Below are 19,104 nucleotides of genomic sequence, written 5' to 3' on the forward strand. Positions count from 1 at the left end.
TTTTTGAAAAATAAAAAATAAAAAATGGTTCAGAACCTGTTACATTTTTTTGAAAAGCACGGATTTTTCGTAGCCACTCGTTTAGCCGACCGATTGGGGATGCGAGCAACTAATGTGCGTTTGTTTTTTATTTACATATCTTTCATAACTGTAGGCTTAGGGTTTGGGTTGTATCTCACTTTAGCATTCCTTTTAAAGCTAAAAGATATGATAAAAACAAAAAGAAGTTCAGTTTTTGACTTATAAAATTTCATTAAGTGTAAGTTTTATTTGAATTTTAGATAGTTTTCTTATCTTTGAAAAATTAACAACCAATAAAATTATATGACTGCAAAAGTAGAATCGTGGGGATCACGAGTTGGACTTATTTTAGCCATGGCAGGAAACGCCGTAGGACTAGGTAACTTTTTAAGGTTTCCAGTTCAGGCAGTTCAAAATGGAGGTGGAGCTTTTATTGTTCCTTATTTAGTGTGTTTTTTATTAATGGGAATTCCGTTGCTATTCGTAGAATGGAGTATGGGAAGATTCGGTGGAAAATACGGACATCACAGTACGCCATTTATATTAGATAGTATGGATAAAAGAAAATTTTGGAAATACATTGGTGTTTTCGGAATTTTTACAAACTTAGCCGTTGCTGCTTACTATTGTTATTTAGAATCATGGACTTTAAGCTGGGTTTGGCATAGTATCTCAAGAACTTTTGCAGGACAATCTCAGGATGAAGTAGCTGGATTTTTCAATAGCTATGTAGGTTTAGAAATGCCATTTGAAACAATTTTCTTTTGGTTAGTGTGTTTGCTTTTAAATACTTGGATTTTATCTAAAGGGTTAAGTGGTGGTGTTGAGAAAGTCGCTAAAATAGGAATGCCATTATTAATTGTTTTTGGTGTTTTCTTAGCAATTATGGCTTTTAATGTTGAGGCTGGAGTTGCTGGGGCAATCAATGATGCTTCTGTTGGACTTAATTTCTTGTGGACACCTGATTTTTCTACGATATGGTCTCCAAAAGTATGGTTAGCTGCAGCAGGTCAAATTTTCTTTACGCTTTCGGTAGGTATGGGTTCAATTCAGTGTTATGCTTCTTATGTTAAAAAGAATGACGATATTGCCTTGAATGCTATGAGTGCTGGATGGATGAATGAGTTTGTTGAAGTGGTTTTAGGAGCTGCAATTATTATCCCAATTTCTGTAGGTTATTTAGGAGTAGATAAAGTTTTAGAAATGACCCAAACAGGAGGTTTAGGGTTAGGATTTAAAACATTACCATTCTTATTTGAACAATGGGGAACAGTTTTAGCAATATTATGTGGTGTTTGTTGGTTTGGTTTGTTGTTTTTCGCTGGAGTTACTTCTTCTTTAGCAATGGGAACTCCAGTTATGGGATTCTTAAAAGATGAATTTGGTTGGAAACACAAAAATGCAGCTTGGGCATTTGGAGGATTAGTATTTATTCTAGGACTTCCAACAGTATTATTTTTCAATTACGGAGTTTTTGACGAATACGATTACTGGGCTGGAACTTTCTCATTAGTAGTTTTTGCTTTCTTTGAAATTATACTTTTCGCGTGGATTTTTGGAATGGATAAAGGTTGGAAAGAAATTACAACAGGTGCAGATATTAAAGTTCCTAGTGTATATAAATTTATTATTAAATATGTTACACCTTTATTTTTAGGAGTTGTCTTTTTCTCAAGTTTGCCTGGAGTGTGGGATAAAATCATCAATAAGGATATTTATCAAAAAATCGCAACTACTACAGATCCTAAAGAATTAGAATTATTAAATGAAACAATTTTATTTGTAAACGCTTCAAGATTGCTATTACTTTTAGTATTCTTAGGAATTTCATACTTAGTATTTGTGGCTTATAAAAAACGTAAAAAAGAAGGGAGAATATAATCATGAAAACAGAAGCTTTAATTACAATGCTTACAGCGGTTGGAACAGTAACGGCTGTTACGGGATATTTTTTCTACTTGGTTTTAAGTACACCTCCAAAACAAGAACCAGATTCTTATGAGGAAAACGATGAAGAATTAGTTAGAAAAAACGATTAATATTTACATAAATGAATAAGATTAAATCCTACTTCCTGTTTTCTAGAGAACACAGAAGTGGGATTTTTTTGTTGTTTGCAATTATTATTTTAGTTCAATTAGCTTATATCTTTTTTGGCGATTACTTTATAACAAAGAATAATACTACTGAGGATAAAGCTTGGTTGTTGGTTCAAAATGAAATTGATAGTTTAAAAAGTATTCAATCAACAAAAAAAGATACGATTTATCCATTTAATCCAAATTATATAACCGATTACAAAGGCTATAAGCTAGGAATGACAATTCAAGAAATTGATCGTTTACATGCGTTTCGAAAACAAGGGAAGTTTGTGAATTCTGTAGAAGATTTTCAACAAGTTACTAAAGTTTCAAACGCTTTTCTATTGAAGATTAGTCCATACTTCAAATTTCCAGATTGGGTAAAAAATAAAGGAACAGCTACTTCGGAAAAATTTCATAAGTTTTTACCAAAGGAAAAGGAAAAAATTATTCAAAAAGACATAAACGTTGCAACGAGAGAAGATTTAATTGCAGTATACGGAATTGGAGAAAAGTTGGCGGACAAAATTTTGCAAGAAAAAGAAAAGCTAGGCGGTTTTGTTAGCATGGAACAATTTCAGTTTATGTGGGGAATTAGCCCAGAAGCAATTTCAGATTTAGAAAAAAGATTTACCATAAAAAGTCAAATCGGAATTAAGAAAATTGCAATTAATGATTTGTCTCAAAAAGAATTAGCAAAATTTCCTTATTTCAATTATGCTTTGGCAAAGGAAATTGTGATTTACAGAACGATGAATAGTGGAATTAAAAATATTGACGATTTAACAAAAATTAAGGGAATGCCTAACGAAAAAATAAAAATAATCGCCTTATATTTGGAATTCTAAAAAAATACCCTAAAAAACACACCAAAAAACAATAATACCTTATTATGAATTCATTATATTTTACAGAAGAACACGAATTATTCAGACAAAGTTTTAGAGATTTTTTACATAAAGAAGTGGTTCCTCACATTGAAAAATGGGAAAAAACAGGAACAATTGAACGCTTCATTTGGAAAAAGTTTGGAGATATGGGCTTTTTCGGATTAAACTACCCGGAAGCGTATGGTGGAATGAATTTAGATTTGTTTTATACAGTTGTGTTTTTAGAAGAACTTCAAAAAGTTAAATCTTCTGGTTTTGCTGCGGCTATGTGGGCACATGCTTATTTAGCAATGACGCACTTAAATGCAGAAGGTGATGAAAGAATAAAACAAGAGTATTTAGCACCAAGTATTGCTGGTGAAAAAATTGGAGCTTTGTGTGTTACAGAACCTTTTGGAGGAAGTGATGTTGCAGGAATGAGAACAACTGCTGTAAGAAAAGGAGATAAATTTGTTATCAATGGTTCTAAAACTTTTATTACAAATGGTGTATATGCAGATTACTATGTGGTGGCTGCAAAAACAAATCCAGAACTTGGAAATAAAGGAATTAGTATATTTTTAGTTGATACGGCTACAAAAGGTATATCGGCTACAAAATTAGATAAATTAGGTTGGAGAGCTTCAGATACTGCAGAGATTGCATTTGATAATGTTGAAATTCCATTAGAAAACTTAATGGGTGAAGAAGGAAAAGGTTTTCCATACATCATGCAACATTTTGCTTTTGAACGTTTAATTATGGCAATCAATGCACATGCTAGAGCGGAATATGCACTTGAGTATACTATAGAATATATGTCGCAAAGAGAAGCTTTTGGAAGTACAATTAATAAATTCCAAGCCTTGAGACATACCATGGTAGAACACGCAACAGAAGTGGAACATTGTAAATTGTTTAATTATGCTGCTGTCGCTCGTTTAGATAAAAAAGAATATGTAGTTAAAGAAGCTACCATGGCAAAATTAAAATCAACTAAAGTAGCAGATTTAGCAATTTACGATTGTTTACAAATGCTAGGTGGTTATGGTTATATGGAAGAATATCCTTTGGCGCGTTTATTAAGAGATAGTCGTTTAGGGCCAATTGGTGGAGGAACTTCTGAAATTTTAAAGGAGATTTTATCAAAAATGATAATTGATAATCAGAATTATAAACCAGCGGTTAAATAATTTTGATTTATAATTTTTAATTCAGAATTATTTTCTACATTTGCACCCTTAACGAGAGGAGGTGTCTATATTATGTTAATTATACCAATTAAAGACGGAGAAAATATCGATAGAGCATTAAAGCGCTATAAAAGAAAATTTGATAAAACAGGAACTGTTCGTCAGTTACGTGCACGTCAAGCTTTCATTAAACCATCTGTTGTAAACAGAGCTAAGATCCAAAAAGCATCTTACATTCAAGGATTAAGAGACTCATTAGAGAGTTAATTTTTTGAATAAACTATACTAACCGCTAATTAATAAAGTGTAACTTTGTTGTTAGCGGTTTTTTTATGTCTACAAATCTACAAGCATATCAGGATTATTTGGTTAAAGAGAAAAACTATTCTCCTTTAACGGTTCGTGCATATTTAGATGATATCAAATCTTTTCAAGAATATCTTCTTGGTCAATCTGTAAATCTCGAAGAAGTTATTTATCCACATGTTAGAAATTGGATTGTAACTTTGGTAGAACAAAACATTTCAACCACTTCGGTTAATCGTAAAATATCGGCTTTAAAATCGTATTACAAGTTTTTGTTGAAGGTGAAGCAGATTTCGATTAATCCATTATTGAAACATAAATCATTAAAAACAGCAAAAAAAGTTCAAATTCCTTTTTCAGAAAAAGAATTACAAGAAGTGTTTTCTGAAAATGATTATCCAAATGACTTTGAGGGAATTCGAAATCAGTTTATTATAGAACTTTTTTATACAACGGGAATAAGAAGAGCGGAATTGATAAATTTGAAGATGAGTAGTGTAAATGAAATTCAAAAAAACATTAGAGTTATCGGAAAGAGAAATAAAGAAAGGATTATTCCAATGTTAGATTGCACGATAACTCTGTTTAAAATATATAAGGAGCAACGGAATCATTTAGAGGTTGTTAACGACAAAGAGATGTTAATTTTATCTAAAACTGGAAATAAAGTAAGTGAATCGTTTGTTTATCGCTTAATAAATCATTACTTTAGTACTGTCTCGAAAAAAGAAAAAAAGAGTCCACACGTTCTTAGGCATTCCTTTGCAACGCATTTGTTGAATAATGGAGCCGATTTAAATTCCGTAAAAGAGTTGTTAGGTCATGCTAGTTTGTCGTCCACTCAGATATATACCCACAGCAGTTTGGCTGAATTAAAAAAAGTGTATCAAGAGGCGCATCCTAGGAATAAAAAATAACTCGATTGTATAACCATTTTAATTAACAGAATTATGAAAGTTAATGTGCAAGCAGTAAATTTTAATGTAGACAAGAAGTTAGTAGATTTCATTCAAGAAAGGATGGATAAATTGGAAAAATATTACGATAAAATAGTATCATCCGAAGTTTTTTTAAGATTAGAAAATACTAGCGATAAAGAAAATAAAACAGTAGAGATAAAAATTAATGTACCAGGAGATGATTTTGTAGTTAAAAAAACAGCTAAAAGTTTTGAAGAAGGAGTAGATTTGTCGGTCGATTCTTTAGAGAGAGTAATTGTAAAAAGAAAAGAAAAATTAAGAGCGCATTCATAAAAAGAAAAAAAACATAAAAAATGTTTTGATTCAAAAATAAATTATATACATTTGCAGTCCGTTAGAAATAGCGGACTTTTTATATTTAAGTTGCCGGTGTAGCTCAGCTGGCTAGAGCAGCTGATTTGTAATCAGCAGGTCGTGGGTTCGAGTCCCTCCATCGGCTCAAAGTTATAAGTAACTGAATGTAAAAGGTTTGGGGAGATACTCAAGCGGCCAACGAGGGCGGACTGTAAATCCGCTGACTACGTCTTCGCAGGTTCGAATCCTGCTCTCCCCACGAGATTTTGAATTTAGAGAGAGGGATTTGGTTTTTTTCTGAATTCTGATGGCTAACTTCTGAATACACAAAAGCCGGTGTAGCTCAGGGGTAGAGTGCTTCCTTGGTAAGGAAGAGGTCACGGGTTCAATTCCCGTCATTGGCTCTTAAAAAAGTTTATTTTTTGAACACTAATATATAACTAAGATTAAATTATTAAATCATGGCAAAAGAAACCTTTGATCGTTCGAAGCCCCATTTAAATATTGGAACTATCGGACACGTTGACCACGGTAAAACTACATTAACAGCTGCAATTACTAAAGTATTAGCTGATGCTGGTTTATCAGAAGCAAAATCATTTGATCAAATTGATAATGCTCCAGAAGAAAAAGAAAGAGGTATTACTATTAATACATCTCACGTAGAATATTCTACAGCTAACCGTCACTACGCTCACGTTGACTGTCCAGGTCACGCGGATTACGTTAAGAACATGGTTACAGGTGCTGCTCAAATGGACGGTGCTATCTTAGTAGTTGCTGCTACAGATGGTCCTATGCCACAAACTAGAGAGCACATCCTTTTAGGTCGTCAAGTAGGTGTGCCTAGAATGGTTGTATTCATGAACAAAGTGGATATGGTTGATGATGCTGAATTATTAGAATTAGTAGAAATGGAAATTAGAGATTTATTATCTTTCTATCAATATGATGGTGATAATGGTCCAGTTATCCAAGGTTCTGCTTTAGGTGGATTAAACGGTGATCCAAAATGGGTTGCTACTATCATGGAATTAATGGATGCAGTTGATAACTGGATTGAATTACCAGTTCGTGACGTTGAAAAACCATTCTTAATGCCAGTTGAAGACGTATTTACAATTACAGGTCGTGGAACTGTTGCTACAGGTCGTATCGAAACTGGAGTTGCTAATACAGGTGATGCTGTTGAAATCATTGGTATGGGAGCTGACAAATTAACTTCTACTATTACAGGAGTTGAGATGTTCCGTAAAATCCTTGATAGAGGTGAAGCTGGAGATAACGTAGGTTTATTATTAAGAGGTATCGCTAAAGAAGATATCAAAAGAGGAATGGTTATTATTAAGCCAGGATCTGTTAAGCCACACGCTCACTTCAAAGCTGAGGTGTATATCTTGAAAAAAGAAGAAGGTGGACGTCACACTCCATTCCACAATAACTACCGTCCACAGTTCTACGTACGTACAACTGACGTAACGGGTACTATTTCTTTACCAGCTGGTGTAGAGATGGTTATGCCTGGTGATAACTTAACAATTGATGTTCAATTATTAAGCCCTATCGCTTTATCAGTAGGTTTACGTTTCGCTATCCGTGAGGGTGGTAGAACAGTAGGTGCTGGTCAGGTTACTGAAATTTTAGACTAATTATTAGTCAATAATAAATAAAACCAGCAGTTCGCTGCTGGTTTTTTAACAAACGGGCGTAGTACAAGGGCTAGTATAGTGGTCTCCAAAACCATTGATGGGGGTTCGAATCCCTCCGCCCGTGCAAATAAAGATTAAAATGACAAAAGTAGTTAATTACATATCTGAAGCATTTCATGAATTGAAAACCAATGTTACTTGGCCAGTTTGGGCTGATGTACAACGTTTGACAATTATTGTAGCTGTGTTTTCGGTTGTTTTCGCCTTATTAACTTGGGGTGTTGATGAATTATTCGTAAAAGCTCTTGAAGGTTTTTTTAACATTTTAAAATAGTACTTACAGTATGGCTGATAATAATGTTAATAAATGGTATGTAGTAAGAGCTGTAAGTGGTCAGGAAAACAAAGTTAAGGCTTACATTGAAACAGAAACAGCTAGATTAGGTATGGCTGATTATATTTCTCAGGTTCTTGTTCCTACTGAAAAAGTAGTGCAAGTTAGAGATGGAAAAAAAATAGCTAAGGACAAAGTATATTTCCCTGGTTATATCATGATCGAAGCTAACTTAACTGGTGAGATTCCTCATATTATCAAATCAATTCCTGGTGTTATTGGTTTCTTAGGTGAAACTAAAGGAGGAGATGCAGTTCCGTTAAGACAGTCTGAAGTAAACAGAATGTTAGGTAAAGTTGATGAGTTATCTGTTAAAGTTGATAGTGTTGCTATACCATATACTATTGGTGAAACAGTTAAAGTGGTAGATGGTCCTTTCAATGGTTTTAATGGTACTATTGAAAAAGTAAATGAAGAAAAGCGTAAACTTGAGGTAATGGTTAAAATTTTCGGAAGAAAAACACCTTTAGAATTAAGTTTTATGCAAGTTGAAAAAGTATAATTTTCGTTACATATATAAATCACATCAATCGCTTCCAATTGATAGATGTGCTAAATTTTTTTAAAAATGGCAAAAGAAGTTAGTAAAGTAGTTAAACTACAAGTTAAGGGAGGTGCTGCGAATCCATCGCCACCGGTTGGACCTGCTTTGGGGGCTGCTGGGGTTAACATCATGGAGTTCTGTAAGCAGTTTAATGCAAGAACACAAGATAAACCTGGCAAAGTTTTACCAGTACAAATTACTGTGTATAAAGACAAGTCTTTTGACTTTGTTGTTAAAACGCCACCTGCTGCAATTCAGTTATTAGAAGCAGCAAAATTAAAGTCTGGTTCTGGAGAACCAAATCGTAAAAAAGTAGCAAGTGTTACTTGGGATCAAATCAAAGCTATCGCTGAAGACAAAATGGCCGACCTTAATGCATTTACATTAGAAAAAGCTATGAGTATGATTGCTGGTACAGCTAGATCTATGGGTATAACAGTAACAGGAAATGCTCCTTTTTAATCTCTAAAAAGAATTAGACAATGGCAAAATTGACAAAAAAGCAAAAAGAGGCTGCAGCAAAAATTGAGAAGAATAAACTTTACACTTTAAAAGATGCTTCTGCATTAATTAAACAAGTTGCTTCTGCAAAATTTGATGAGTCTGTTGATATCGCAGTAAAATTAGGGGTAGATCCTAGAAAAGCGAATCAAATGGTAAGAGGGGTTGTAACATTACCTCACGGAACTGGTAAAGATGTAAGAGTTTTAGCTCTTGTTACTCCAGATAAAGAAGCTGAAGCTAAAGCTGCTGGTGCTGACCACGTAGGTTTAGATGATTATCTTCAAAAAATCAAAGACGGTTGGACTGATATTGATGTTATTATCACTATGCCAGCTGTTATGGGTAAATTAGGTCCATTAGGACGTGTTTTAGGACCAAGAGGTTTAATGCCAAACCCTAAAACAGGAACTGTAACTATGGATGTTGCTAAAGCTGTTGCTGAAGTAAAAGCTGGTAAAATCGATTTCAAAGTTGATAAAACTGGTATCGTTCACGCAGGAATAGGTAGAGTATCTTTTGATGCTGATAAAATCTATGAAAATGCACACGAAATCGTTCAAACATTAATCAAATTAAAACCAACTGCAGCTAAAGGTACATATATTAAGTCTATTCACTTATCTTGTACAATGAGTCCTGCAATTGCTTTAGATCCTAAAGCAGTATAATTGGTAGTTAAAAATTTTTAGTATGACTAGAGAAGAAAAATCAATCGCTATTGAAGATTTAACTGCACAGTTAGCGGATGTGAATGTTGTTTATTTAGCAGACATTTCAGGACTAGATGCAGATACTACTTCAAACTTAAGAAGAGCTTGTTTTAAAGCTGGTATTAAATTAGAAGTTGTTAAGAACACATTGTTAGAAAAAGCAATGGAAGCTTCTGATAACGACTTTGGTGATTTATCATCAGTTCTTAAAGGAAATACTTCTATGTTTATTGCTGAAACAGCTAATGGGCCAGCAAAAATCATTAAAGAATTCCGTAAGAAAGGTGAAAAACCAATCTTTAAAGGGGCTTATATTAACCAAGAAATTTACATCGGTGACAATTTATTAGACAGCTTAGTAGCTATTAAATCTAAAGAAGAAGTTATCGCAGAAATTATTGGATTATTACAATCTCCTGCTCAAAGAGTTATTGCAGCTCTTCAAAATCAACCTAACAAGGAAGAAGGAGCAGAATAATAAGTACGCACTTAATAAATTATATTTTTACAAAACATTTTAAAAGATAGAAAAAATGGCAGATTTGAAACAATTCGCAGAACAATTAGTTAACTTAACCGTTAAAGAAGTTAACGAATTAGCAACAATATTAAAAGATGAGTATGGTATCGAGCCTGCTGCTGCAGCTGTTGTAGTTGCTGCTGGTGGTGGTGATGCTGGTGCTGCTGCTGAGCAAACTGAGTTTACAGTAGTATTAAAAGACGCTGGAGCTTCTAAATTAGGAGTTGTTAAAGCAGTTAAAGAATTAACTGGTTTAGGTCTTAAAGAAGCAAAAGATTTAGTTGATGCTGCTCCAACAAATGTTAAAGAAGGAGTTTCTAAAGATGAGGCTGAAGGTCTTAAGAAAGCTTTAGAAGAAGCAGGAGCTGTAGTTGAGTTAAAATAATTTATACTCATAAATAAGCTAGGTTTAGGTCTTGAGAATGTTCTCAAAGACCTAAACCATTTTGCGTATATTAAATTATTGTATTTTTTATACGTTTTTAAAGTAGACAATAACGAAGAAAAAAATTAAACTAACTTTCCTGGTTTATTTTAAAGATGTATTGTTTATTAAAAAGGAAGTATTATTAAAACAGTGTATTTACACAAAAATTACTTTTTTTAAATCAAAATTTTATCCATTGATGATTGCTAATCAGACTGAAAGATTAAATTTTGCTTCAACAAAAAACATTCCACAATATCCAGATTTTCTAGATATTCAAGTGAAATCGTTTAAAGATTTTTTTCAATTAGAAACTAAATCTGACGAAAGAGGCAACGAAGGGCTGTATAATACCTTCATGGAAAATTTCCCAATTACGGACACGAGAAATCAGTTCGTATTAGAATTCCTAGATTATTTTATTGATCCACCTAGATATACCATCGAAGAGTGTATTGATAGAGGCTTAACTTATAGTGTGCCTCTTAAAGCTAGATTAAAATTATATTGTACTGACCCTGAACACGAAGATTTTGAAACAATCGTTCAAGATGTGTATTTAGGAACAATACCATATATGACTCCTAGTGGTACATTCGTAATTAATGGTGCTGAGCGTGTAGTTGTATCACAATTACATAGATCTCCAGGTGTATTCTTTGGACAGTCTTTCCATGCAAATGGAACTAAATTATATTCTGCCAGAATCATTCCTTTTAAAGGTTCTTGGATTGAATTCGCTACCGATATCAATAACGTAATGTATGCGTATATCGATAGAAAGAAAAAATTACCTGTAACTACTTTATTCAGAGCAATCGGATTTGAAAGAGATAAAGATATCTTAGAAATTTTCGACTTAGCTGAAGAAATTAAAGTATCTAAAACAGGTATCAAGAAATATGCAGGAAGAAGACTTGCTGCACGTGTATTAAATACATGGCATGAAGACTTCGTTGATGAGGATACTGGTGAAGTAGTTTCTATTGAGCGTAACGAAATTATCTTAGATCGTGATACAATTCTTGATAAAGATAATATCGAAGAAATAATTGAAGCAGACGTAAAAACTATTCTTTTACATAAAGAGGATAACAACGCGGCTGATTACACAATTATTCACAATACGTTACAAAAAGACCCAACAAACTCTGAAAAAGAGGCTGTTGAACATATTTACAGACAATTACGTAACGCGGAACCGCCTGATGAGGAAACGGCTCGTGGTATTATAGATAAATTATTCTTCTCTGACCAACGTTATAACTTAGGTGAAGTAGGTCGTTACAGAATGAACAAAAAGTTAAACCTTGATATTCCTATGGAAAAACAAGTTTTAACGAAAGAAGATATTATTACAATCGTTAAATACTTGATCGAACTTATCAACTCTAAAGCAGAGATTGATGATATTGATCACTTATCAAACCGTCGTGTAAGAACAGTTGGTGAGCAATTATCTGCTCAATTCGGTGTAGGTTTAGCTCGTATGGCTAGAACTATCCGTGAGAGAATGAACGTTCGTGATAACGAGGTGTTTACACCTATCGATTTGATTAATGCTAAAACATTATCATCGGTAATTAACTCATTCTTTGGAACTAACCAGTTATCTCAGTTCATGGACCAAACGAATCCATTAGCAGAGATTACACACAAACGTCGTTTATCTGCCCTTGGACCTGGAGGTTTATCTAGAGAAAGAGCTGGTTTCGAGGTGCGTGACGTTCACTATACACACTACGGAAGACTTTGTCCAATTGAAACACCAGAGGGACCAAACATTGGTTTGATTTCATCTTTAGGAGTTTATGCTAAAGTAAACGGAATGGGATTCATCGAAACTCCTTACCGTAAAGTAACAAATGGTGTTGTAGATTTAGAGTCTACTCCAGTGTACTTAAGTGCAGAGGAAGAAGAAGGTAAAATGATTGCTCAGGCAAACATTGAAATGGATGCAAATGGTAAAATTACCGCTACAAATGTAATTGCACGTGAAGAAGGAGATTTCCCAGTGGTTGCTCCAACTGCCGTTCATTATACAGACGTTGCTCCAAATCAAATTGCTTCGATTTCAGCTTCATTGATTCCTTTCTTAGAGCATGATGATGCGAACCGTGCTTTGATGGGATCTAACATGATGCGTCAGGCCGTTCCATTATTACGTCCTGAAGCTCCAATCGTAGGTACTGGTTTAGAAAGACAAGTTGCTTCTGATTCAAGAGTATTAATCAATGCGGAAGGAAACGGAACTGTTGAGTATGTTGATGCTGATATGATCACAATCAAATACGACAGAACTGAAGAAGAACGTATGGTTAGCTTTGATACAGATGAGAAGACATATCAATTAATCAAATATAGAAAAACCAACCAAAGTACTTGTATTAACCTTAAACCTATCGTAAGAAAAGGTGACAGAGTGTCTAAAGGTCAAGTATTATGTGAAGGTTATGCTACTCAAAACGGAGAATTAGCAATCGGAAGAAACTTAAAAGTGGCGTTCATGCCATGGAAAGGTTACAACTTCGAGGATGCAATCGTAATTTCTGAAAAAGTAGTACGTGATGATATTTTTACTTCATTACATATTGATGATTATACATTAGAAGTTCGTGATACTAAATTAGGTAACGAAGAATTAACTAATGATATTCCAAACGTTTCTGAAGAAGCTACTAAAGATTTAGATGAAAACGGTATGATTAGAATTGGAGCAGAGGTAAAACCTGGCGACATTCTAATCGGAAAAATTACACCAAAAGGAGAATCAGATCCTACTCCAGAAGAAAAACTTTTAAGAGCTATATTCGGGGATAAAGCAGGTGATGTAAAAGATGCTTCATTAAAAGCGTCTCCATCTTTACATGGTGTGGTTTTAGATAAAAAATTATTTGCGAAAGCAGTAAAAGATAAGAGAAAACGTTCTAAAGATAAAGAAGACGTTGATAAATTAGAAGTTGAATTTGAAGTTAAGTATACTGACTTGAAAGACAAATTAATTGAAAAATTATTTGTTATCATCGATGGTAAAACTTCTCAAGGTGTAATGAACGATTTAGGTGAAGAAGTATTACCAAAAGGTAAAAAATTCACTAAAAAGATGTTACAAGGTGTAGAAGATTTTGCTCACTTAACTAAAGGTCAATGGACAACAGATGAGCATACCAATGCAATGGTAAACGACTTAATTCACAACTACAAAATCAAATTAAACGATTTACAAGGTTGGTTAAGAAGAGAGAAATTTACAATTACTGTTGGAGATGAATTACCTTCTGGAATTTTAAAACTTGCTAAAGTTTACATCGCTAAGAAACGTAAATTAAAAGTAGGGGATAAAATGGCAGGACGTCACGGTAACAAAGGTATTGTTGCTAAAATCGTTCGTCATGAAGATATGCCATTCTTAGAAGACGGAACACCAGTAGATATCGTATTGAATCCACTTGGGGTACCATCTCGTATGAACATCGGACAGATTTATGAAACAGTTCTTGGTTGGGCTGGACAAAAATTGAACAAGAAATTTGCAACTCCAATTTTTGACGGTGCTACTTTAGATCAAATTAATGAATTTACAGACGAAGCTGGAATTCCAAGATTCGGTCATACATACTTGTATGATGGAGGAACTGGAGAGCGTTTCCACCAACGTGCAACTGTGGGTGTAATTTACATGTTGAAATTAGGACACATGGTAGATGATAAAATGCACGCACGTTCTATTGGTCCATACTCGTTAATTACGCAACAACCATTAGGAGGTAAGGCTCAATTTGGAGGTCAGCGTTTTGGAGAGATGGAGGTTTGGGCACTTGAAGCATACGGTGCATCAAGTACTTTAAGAGAAATCTTAACTGTTAAGTCGGATGACGTAATTGGTAGAGCTAAAACTTACGAAGCTATCGTAAAAGGTGAAACTATGCCAGAACCAGGATTACCTGAATCATTCAATGTATTAATGCATGAATTAAAAGGTCTTGGTTTAGACATCAGATTAGAAGAATAAAAAAGAATGCAGTATTCAGTTCCGATATTTTCGGAGCTGAATGCTTATTTATAATAAGTTTTTAAGGATTTATAACCGTAAACCGTTCCGATTTTTTATTTAAACCTTTTGGTTTTTATAATTAGCACTTCAAAATTTTAGATTTGAAGTTTAGAGAAGTAATTCGAGTCAACAGGAAAGTAGCATTGCTACAGCTGTTCAAAATCAATTTTTAATTGCAAGTAAATCAATAGTAAAAACTATGATGAATAATAGAAATAATAAAGATAAAAACCAAATCAAAAGGTTTAACAAAATCACGATAGGATTAGCTTCTCCAGAATCTATTTTAGGAGAGTCTAGAGGTGAGGTTTTAAAACCAGAAACTATCAACTATCGTACTCACAAACCAGAAAGAGATGGTCTTTTCTGTGAGCGTATTTTCGGTCCAGTAAAAGATTACGAATGTGCTTGTGGAAAATATAAAAGAATTCGCTACAAAGGAATCGTTTGTGACCGATGCGGTGTTGAAGTAACTGAGAAAAAAGTACGTAGAGATAGAGTAGGACACATCAACCTTGTTGTGCCTATCGCTCATATCTGGTATTTCCGTTCGTTACCAAACAAAATTGGTTATATTTTAGGTTTACCATCTAAGAAATTAGATATGATTATTTACTACGAAAGATACGTAGTAATTCAAGCAGGTATTGCTAAAAATGCTGATGGCGAATCATTACAAAGATTAGATTTCCTAACAGAAGAAGAGTATTTAAATATTTTAGATACACTTCCAATGGAAAATCAATATTTAGATGACAACGATCCTAATAAATTCATCGCTAAAATGGGTGCTGAATGTATTATGGATTTATTAGCTCGTACTGACTTAGATGAACTTTCTTATAGTTTACGTCACGCAGCTAACAACGAAACATCTAAACAACGTAAAACAGAAGCGTTAAAACGTTTAAATGTTGTAGAATCATTCCGTGAGTCTAACTATAACAGAGAAAACCGTCCAGAATGGATGATTTTAAAAGTAATTCCAGTTATTCCACCAGAATTACGTCCGTTAGTGCCACTTGATGGAGGTCGTTTCGCAACTTCAGATTTAAATGATTTATACAGAAGAGTTATCATCCGTAACAACCGTTTAAAAAGATTAATGGAGATTAAAGCTCCAGAAGTTATCTTAAGAAACGAAAAACGTATGTTACAAGAATCTGTAGATTCATTATTTGATAACACACGTAAAGCTTCTGCAGTTAAAACAGAATCAAACAGACCATTAAAATCTTTATCAGATTCATTAAAAGGTAAACAAGGTCGTTTCCGTCAAAACTTATTAGGAAAACGTGTAGATTATTCTGCTCGTTCTGTAATTGTCGTTGGACCAGAAATGAAATTGTTCGAATGTGGTCTTCCAAAAGATATGGCTGCTGAACTATACAAACCATTCGTTATTCGTAAGTTAATCGAAAGAGGAATTGTTAAAACAGTTAAGTCGGCTAAGAAAATTATCGACAAAAAAGAGCCAGTTGTATGGGATATCCTTGAAAATGTAATTAAAGGTCACCCAGTATTACTTAACCGTGCTCCTACGTTACACCGTTTAGGTATTCAAGCATTCCAACCAAAGTTAATTGAAGGAAAAGCAATCCAGTTACACCCATTAGTATGTACGGCATTCAACGCCGATTTCGATGGTGACCAGATGGCGGTTCACTTACCATTAGGACCAGAAGCTATTTTAGAGGCACAATTATTAATGTTGGCTTCTCACAATATCTTGAATCCTGCAAATGGTGCTCCAATTACAGTACCTTCTCAAGACATGGTACTTGGTCTTTACTATATGACCAAAGAACGTTTGTCTACTCCAGAAATGAAAATTTTAGGAGAAGGTTTAACTTTCTATTCTGCTGAAGAAGTAAATATTGCTTTGAATGAAGGAAAATTAGAATTAAATGCTAGAGTGAAAATTAGAGCAAGAGATTTTAATGAAGAAGGTGAATTAGTTTATAAAATTATCCAAACTACAGCAGGTAGAGTATTATTTAATGAAGTAGTACCTGAAGCTGCAGGATATATTAATGAGGTATTAACTAAGAAATCACTTCGTGATATTATTGGTAAAATCTTAGCGGTTACTGACGTTCCTACAACAGCAGCTTTCTTGGATAACATGAAAGATATGGGGTATAAGTTCGCATTCCGTGGAGGGTTATCTTTCTCATTAGGAGATATTAGAATTCCAGAACAAAAAACGCAGTTAATCGCTGATGCTCGTGAGCAAGTTGATGGAATTTCGATGAACTATAGTATGGGTCTTATTACCAATAACGAACGTTACAACCAAGTTATTGATATCTGGACTTCTGCGAATGCTCAATTAACAGAATTAGCAATGAAAAATATCCGTGAAGACCAACAAGGTTTCAACTCGGTATATATGATGCTTGATTCTGGAGCAAGGGGTTCTAAAGAACAGATTCGTCAGTTAACTGGTATGCGTGGTTTGATGGCTAAGCCTAAAAAATCAACTGCTGGTGGTGGTGAAATTATTGAAAACCCAATTTTATCTAACTTTAAAGAAGGTCTTTCGATTCTTGAGTACTTTATTTCTACTCACGGTGCTCGTAAAGGTCTTGCGGATACGGCTCTTAAAACTGCCGATGCAGGTTACTTAACTCGTAGATTACATGATGTATCTCAAGATGTTATTGTAAACTCTGTAGACTGTGGTACTTTAAGAGGTATTGAAGTTTCTGCTTTAAAGAAAAACGAAGAAATCGTTGAAACTTTAGGAGAAAGAATCTTAGGACGTGTTGCTTTACAAAATGTAATTAATCCTCTTGATAATGAAGTTTTAATTCATGCAGGTGAGCAAATTACAGAAGCAATCGTTAAGAAAATTGAAGCATCTCCAATCGAAAGAGTAGAAGTGCGTTCTCCATTAACATGTGAAGCTACAAAAGGTATTTGTGCGAAATGTTACGGTAGAAACTTAGCTACAGGTAAGATGACTCAGAAAGGTGAAGCAGTTGGAGTTATTGCAGCGCAATCAATTGGTGAGCCAGGTACACAGTTAACACTTCGTACGTTCCACGTTGGAGGGGTTGCTGGAGGTATCTCTGAAGAATCTAGTATTGTTACTCGTTTTGCAGGTAGATTAGAAATTGAAGATTTAAAAACAGTTAAAGGTGAAGATGCTGAAGGAAATACTGTTGATATCGTAATTTCACGTTCTACTGAGTTAAAATTAGTTGATGCTAAAACTGGTATTTTATTAAATACACACTATATTCCTTACGGTTCAAGTATTTTTGTTAAAGACGGAGACGTTGTTGAGAAAGGTACTACTATCTGTAAATGGGATCCATATAATGGAGTTATTGTTTCAGAATTTACAGGAAAAATTGCTTACGAAGATTTAGAACAAGGACAATCGTTCTTAGTTGAAATCGATGAGCAAACTGGTTTCCAAGAAAAAGTAATTTCTGAGGGTAGAAATAAAAAATTAGTTCCTACTTTATTGATTTATGGTAAAGATGGTGAATTAATTCGTTCTTACAACTTACCAGTAGGTGCTCACCTTATGGTAGATGACGGAGAAAAAATTAAAGCTGGTAAGATTTTAGTTAAAATTCCTCGTCGTTCTTCAAAAGCAGGAGATATTACAGGAGGTTTACCAAGAATTACGGAGTTGTTAGAAGCTCGTAATCCTTCAAACCCTGCAGTAGTTTCTGAAATTGATGGAGTTGTAACATTTGGAAAAATTAAGAGAGGTAACCGCGAAATCGCTATCGAGTCTAAATTTGGTGAAGTGAAGAAATACTTAGTAAAACTTTCTAACCAAATCTTAGTTCAAGAAAATGACTACGTAAAAGCGGGAACTCCACTTTCTGACGGTGCAATTACACCTGAGGATATTTTAAGAATTCAAGGACCATCTGCTGTTCAACAGTATTTAGTAAATGAAATTCAAGAAGTATACCGTTTACAAGGGGTAAAAATTAACGACAAACACTTTGAAGTGGTTATTCGTCAGATGATGCGTAAAGTAAGAATTGTTGATCCAGGAGATACTTTATTCTTAGAAGATCAATTAGCCCATACAAGCGATTTCCTTGTTGAAAACGACAAATTATACGGAATGAAAGTAGTAGAGGATGCAGGTGACTCTGAGAATTTAAAACCAGGTCAAATTATTTCTCCACGTCAGTTAAGAGATGAAAATTCGTTATTAAAACGTAATGATAAAAACTTAGTAGTGGCTCGTGATGTTATTACAGCAACTGCAACTCCAGTACTTCAGGGTATTACGAGAGCATCGTTACAAACGAAATCATTCATTTCTGCTGCATCGTTCCAGGAAACAACTAAAGTATTAAACGAAGCTGCAGTAGCAGGTAAAGTAGATACTTTAGAAGGATTAAAAGAAAACGTTATTGTAGGTCACAGAATCCCAGCTGGTACAGGTATGAGAGACTACGACAATACAATAGTAGGTTCTAAAGAAGAATACAATGAGTTAATGGCTGCTAAAGAAGAGTTTAACTACTAATTAGTTCCATTATTCCAATACAAAGCCTAACAGATTTTCTGTTAGGCTTTT

At 34.1% G+C, this 19,104-nt stretch carries 17 protein-coding genes and 4 tRNA genes; all 21 read left to right on the forward strand.

Annotated elements, in window-relative coordinates:
• The first annotated feature begins 24 nt into the window (after window positions 1–24).
• The 21 genes from OJ995_RS04080 to rpoC all read left to right on the forward strand — a co-directional run bounded on the left by OJ995_RS04080 (window position 25) and on the right by rpoC (window position 19,053).
• Window positions 25–246, forward strand: a complete 222-nt coding sequence (locus tag OJ995_RS04080; RefSeq protein WP_111567651.1) for a PspC domain-containing protein — start codon at window positions 25–27, stop codon at window positions 244–246.
• A gap of 78 nt (window positions 247–324) precedes the next feature.
• Window positions 325–1,902, forward strand: a complete 1,578-nt coding sequence (locus OJ995_RS04085) for a sodium-dependent transporter (RefSeq protein ID WP_264368269.1) — start codon at window positions 325–327, stop codon at window positions 1,900–1,902.
• A gap of 2 nt (window positions 1,903–1,904) precedes the next feature.
• Window positions 1,905–2,060 (forward strand): hypothetical protein, encoded by a 156-nt coding sequence (locus OJ995_RS04090; protein WP_162845075.1) that lies wholly within the window; start codon window positions 1,905–1,907, stop codon window positions 2,058–2,060.
• An 11-nt stretch (window positions 2,061–2,071) separates the two neighbouring features.
• Window positions 2,072–2,950, forward strand: a complete 879-nt coding sequence (locus tag OJ995_RS04095) for a ComEA family DNA-binding protein (RefSeq protein ID WP_264368270.1) — start codon at window positions 2,072–2,074, stop codon at window positions 2,948–2,950.
• Between the two features lie 44 nt (window positions 2,951–2,994).
• Window positions 2,995–4,164 carry an acyl-CoA dehydrogenase family protein gene (locus OJ995_RS04100; RefSeq protein WP_264368271.1) on the forward strand — a complete coding sequence of 390 codons (1,170 nt, stop codon included), beginning with the start codon at window positions 2,995–2,997 and terminating at the stop codon, window positions 4,162–4,164.
• Window positions 4,165–4,236: 72 nt separating this feature from the next.
• Window positions 4,237–4,431 carry a 30S ribosomal protein S21 gene (rpsU, locus tag OJ995_RS04105; protein ID WP_111567655.1) on the forward strand — a complete coding sequence of 65 codons (195 nt, stop codon included), beginning with the start codon at window positions 4,237–4,239 and terminating at the stop codon, window positions 4,429–4,431.
• Window positions 4,432–4,496: 65 nt separating this feature from the next.
• Complete coding sequence (locus OJ995_RS04110) at window positions 4,497–5,387, forward strand: tyrosine-type recombinase/integrase (RefSeq protein WP_264368273.1); 891 nt, start codon at window positions 4,497–4,499, stop codon at window positions 5,385–5,387.
• Window positions 5,388–5,420: 33 nt separating this feature from the next.
• Window positions 5,421–5,723, forward strand: a complete 303-nt coding sequence (hpf, locus tag OJ995_RS04115) for a ribosome hibernation-promoting factor, HPF/YfiA family (RefSeq protein ID WP_264368274.1) — start codon at window positions 5,421–5,423, stop codon at window positions 5,721–5,723.
• Between the two features lie 92 nt (window positions 5,724–5,815).
• Window positions 5,816–5,889: transfer RNA gene (locus tag OJ995_RS04120), tRNA-Thr, on the forward strand.
• 32 nt (window positions 5,890–5,921) lie between these two features.
• Window positions 5,922–6,003: transfer RNA gene (locus OJ995_RS04125), tRNA-Tyr, on the forward strand.
• Between the two features lie 73 nt (window positions 6,004–6,076).
• Window positions 6,077–6,148 (forward strand) — tRNA-Thr (locus OJ995_RS04130).
• Window positions 6,149–6,205: 57 nt separating this feature from the next.
• Window positions 6,206–7,393 (forward strand): elongation factor Tu, encoded by a 1,188-nt coding sequence (tuf, locus tag OJ995_RS04135; RefSeq protein WP_264368275.1) that lies wholly within the window; start codon window positions 6,206–6,208, stop codon window positions 7,391–7,393.
• 52 nt (window positions 7,394–7,445) lie between these two features.
• A tRNA-Trp gene (locus OJ995_RS04140) sits at window positions 7,446–7,517 on the forward strand.
• A 15-nt stretch (window positions 7,518–7,532) separates the two neighbouring features.
• Entirely contained in the window at window positions 7,533–7,727 is a 195-nt protein-coding gene (secE, locus tag OJ995_RS04145) for a preprotein translocase subunit SecE (protein WP_194093115.1), read from the forward strand.
• Between the two features lie 10 nt (window positions 7,728–7,737).
• Entirely contained in the window at window positions 7,738–8,289 is a 552-nt protein-coding gene (gene nusG, locus OJ995_RS04150) for a transcription termination/antitermination protein NusG (RefSeq protein WP_026724873.1), read from the forward strand.
• A gap of 66 nt (window positions 8,290–8,355) precedes the next feature.
• Entirely contained in the window at window positions 8,356–8,793 is a 438-nt protein-coding gene (gene rplK / locus OJ995_RS04155) for a 50S ribosomal protein L11 (RefSeq protein ID WP_008256586.1), read from the forward strand.
• A 20-nt stretch (window positions 8,794–8,813) separates the two neighbouring features.
• Complete coding sequence (gene rplA, locus OJ995_RS04160) at window positions 8,814–9,503, forward strand: 50S ribosomal protein L1 (protein ID WP_264368276.1); 690 nt, start codon at window positions 8,814–8,816, stop codon at window positions 9,501–9,503.
• Window positions 9,504–9,525: 22 nt separating this feature from the next.
• A complete protein-coding gene (gene rplJ / locus OJ995_RS04165; protein ID WP_264368277.1) occupies window positions 9,526–10,023 on the forward strand; it encodes a 50S ribosomal protein L10 in 498 nt (165 codons plus the stop codon).
• Window positions 10,024–10,078: 55 nt separating this feature from the next.
• Window positions 10,079–10,450: a 50S ribosomal protein L7/L12 gene (gene rplL, locus OJ995_RS04170; RefSeq protein WP_026724869.1), complete on the forward strand. Its 372-nt coding sequence runs from the start codon at window positions 10,079–10,081 to the stop codon at window positions 10,448–10,450.
• Between the two features lie 241 nt (window positions 10,451–10,691).
• Window positions 10,692–14,504, forward strand: a complete 3,813-nt coding sequence (gene rpoB, locus OJ995_RS04175) for a DNA-directed RNA polymerase subunit beta (RefSeq protein WP_133610631.1) — start codon at window positions 10,692–10,694, stop codon at window positions 14,502–14,504.
• A 241-nt stretch (window positions 14,505–14,745) separates the two neighbouring features.
• A complete protein-coding gene (gene rpoC, locus OJ995_RS04180) occupies window positions 14,746–19,053 on the forward strand; it encodes a DNA-directed RNA polymerase subunit beta' (protein WP_264368278.1) in 4,308 nt (1,435 codons plus the stop codon).
• Window positions 19,054–19,104 lie beyond the last annotated feature (51 nt).

Source organism: Flavobacterium lacisediminis, from assembly GCF_025909975.1.
GTDB classification, from domain to species: Bacteria; Bacteroidota; Bacteroidia; order Flavobacteriales; family Flavobacteriaceae; genus Flavobacterium; species Flavobacterium lacisediminis.

Bases quoted from the DNA above. Each gene is read 5' to 3' on its own strand.
- OJ995_RS04080 (WP_111567651.1), top strand. From the start codon at position 25: ATGGTTCAGAACCTGTTACATTTTTTTGAAAAGCACGGATTTTTCGTA.
- OJ995_RS04085 (WP_264368269.1), top strand. From the start codon at position 325: ATGACTGCAAAAGTAGAATCGTGGGGATCACGAGTTGGACTTATTTTA.
- OJ995_RS04090 (WP_162845075.1), top strand. From the start codon at position 1,905: ATGAAAACAGAAGCTTTAATTACAATGCTTACAGCGGTTGGAACAGTA.
- OJ995_RS04095 (WP_264368270.1), top strand. From the start codon at position 2,072: ATGAATAAGATTAAATCCTACTTCCTGTTTTCTAGAGAACACAGAAGT.
- OJ995_RS04100 (WP_264368271.1), top strand. From the start codon at position 2,995: ATGAATTCATTATATTTTACAGAAGAACACGAATTATTCAGACAAAGT.
- rpsU (WP_111567655.1), top strand. From the start codon at position 4,237: ATGTTAATTATACCAATTAAAGACGGAGAAAATATCGATAGAGCATTA.
- OJ995_RS04110 (WP_264368273.1), top strand. From the start codon at position 4,497: ATGTCTACAAATCTACAAGCATATCAGGATTATTTGGTTAAAGAGAAA.
- hpf (WP_264368274.1), top strand. From the start codon at position 5,421: ATGAAAGTTAATGTGCAAGCAGTAAATTTTAATGTAGACAAGAAGTTA.
- tuf (WP_264368275.1), top strand. From the start codon at position 6,206: ATGGCAAAAGAAACCTTTGATCGTTCGAAGCCCCATTTAAATATTGGA.
- secE (WP_194093115.1), top strand. From the start codon at position 7,533: ATGACAAAAGTAGTTAATTACATATCTGAAGCATTTCATGAATTGAAA.
- nusG (WP_026724873.1), top strand. From the start codon at position 7,738: ATGGCTGATAATAATGTTAATAAATGGTATGTAGTAAGAGCTGTAAGT.
- rplK (WP_008256586.1), top strand. From the start codon at position 8,356: ATGGCAAAAGAAGTTAGTAAAGTAGTTAAACTACAAGTTAAGGGAGGT.
- rplA (WP_264368276.1), top strand. From the start codon at position 8,814: ATGGCAAAATTGACAAAAAAGCAAAAAGAGGCTGCAGCAAAAATTGAG.
- rplJ (WP_264368277.1), top strand. From the start codon at position 9,526: ATGACTAGAGAAGAAAAATCAATCGCTATTGAAGATTTAACTGCACAG.
- rplL (WP_026724869.1), top strand. From the start codon at position 10,079: ATGGCAGATTTGAAACAATTCGCAGAACAATTAGTTAACTTAACCGTT.
- rpoB (WP_133610631.1), top strand. From the start codon at position 10,692: ATGATTGCTAATCAGACTGAAAGATTAAATTTTGCTTCAACAAAAAAC.
- rpoC (WP_264368278.1), top strand. From the start codon at position 14,746: ATGATGAATAATAGAAATAATAAAGATAAAAACCAAATCAAAAGGTTT.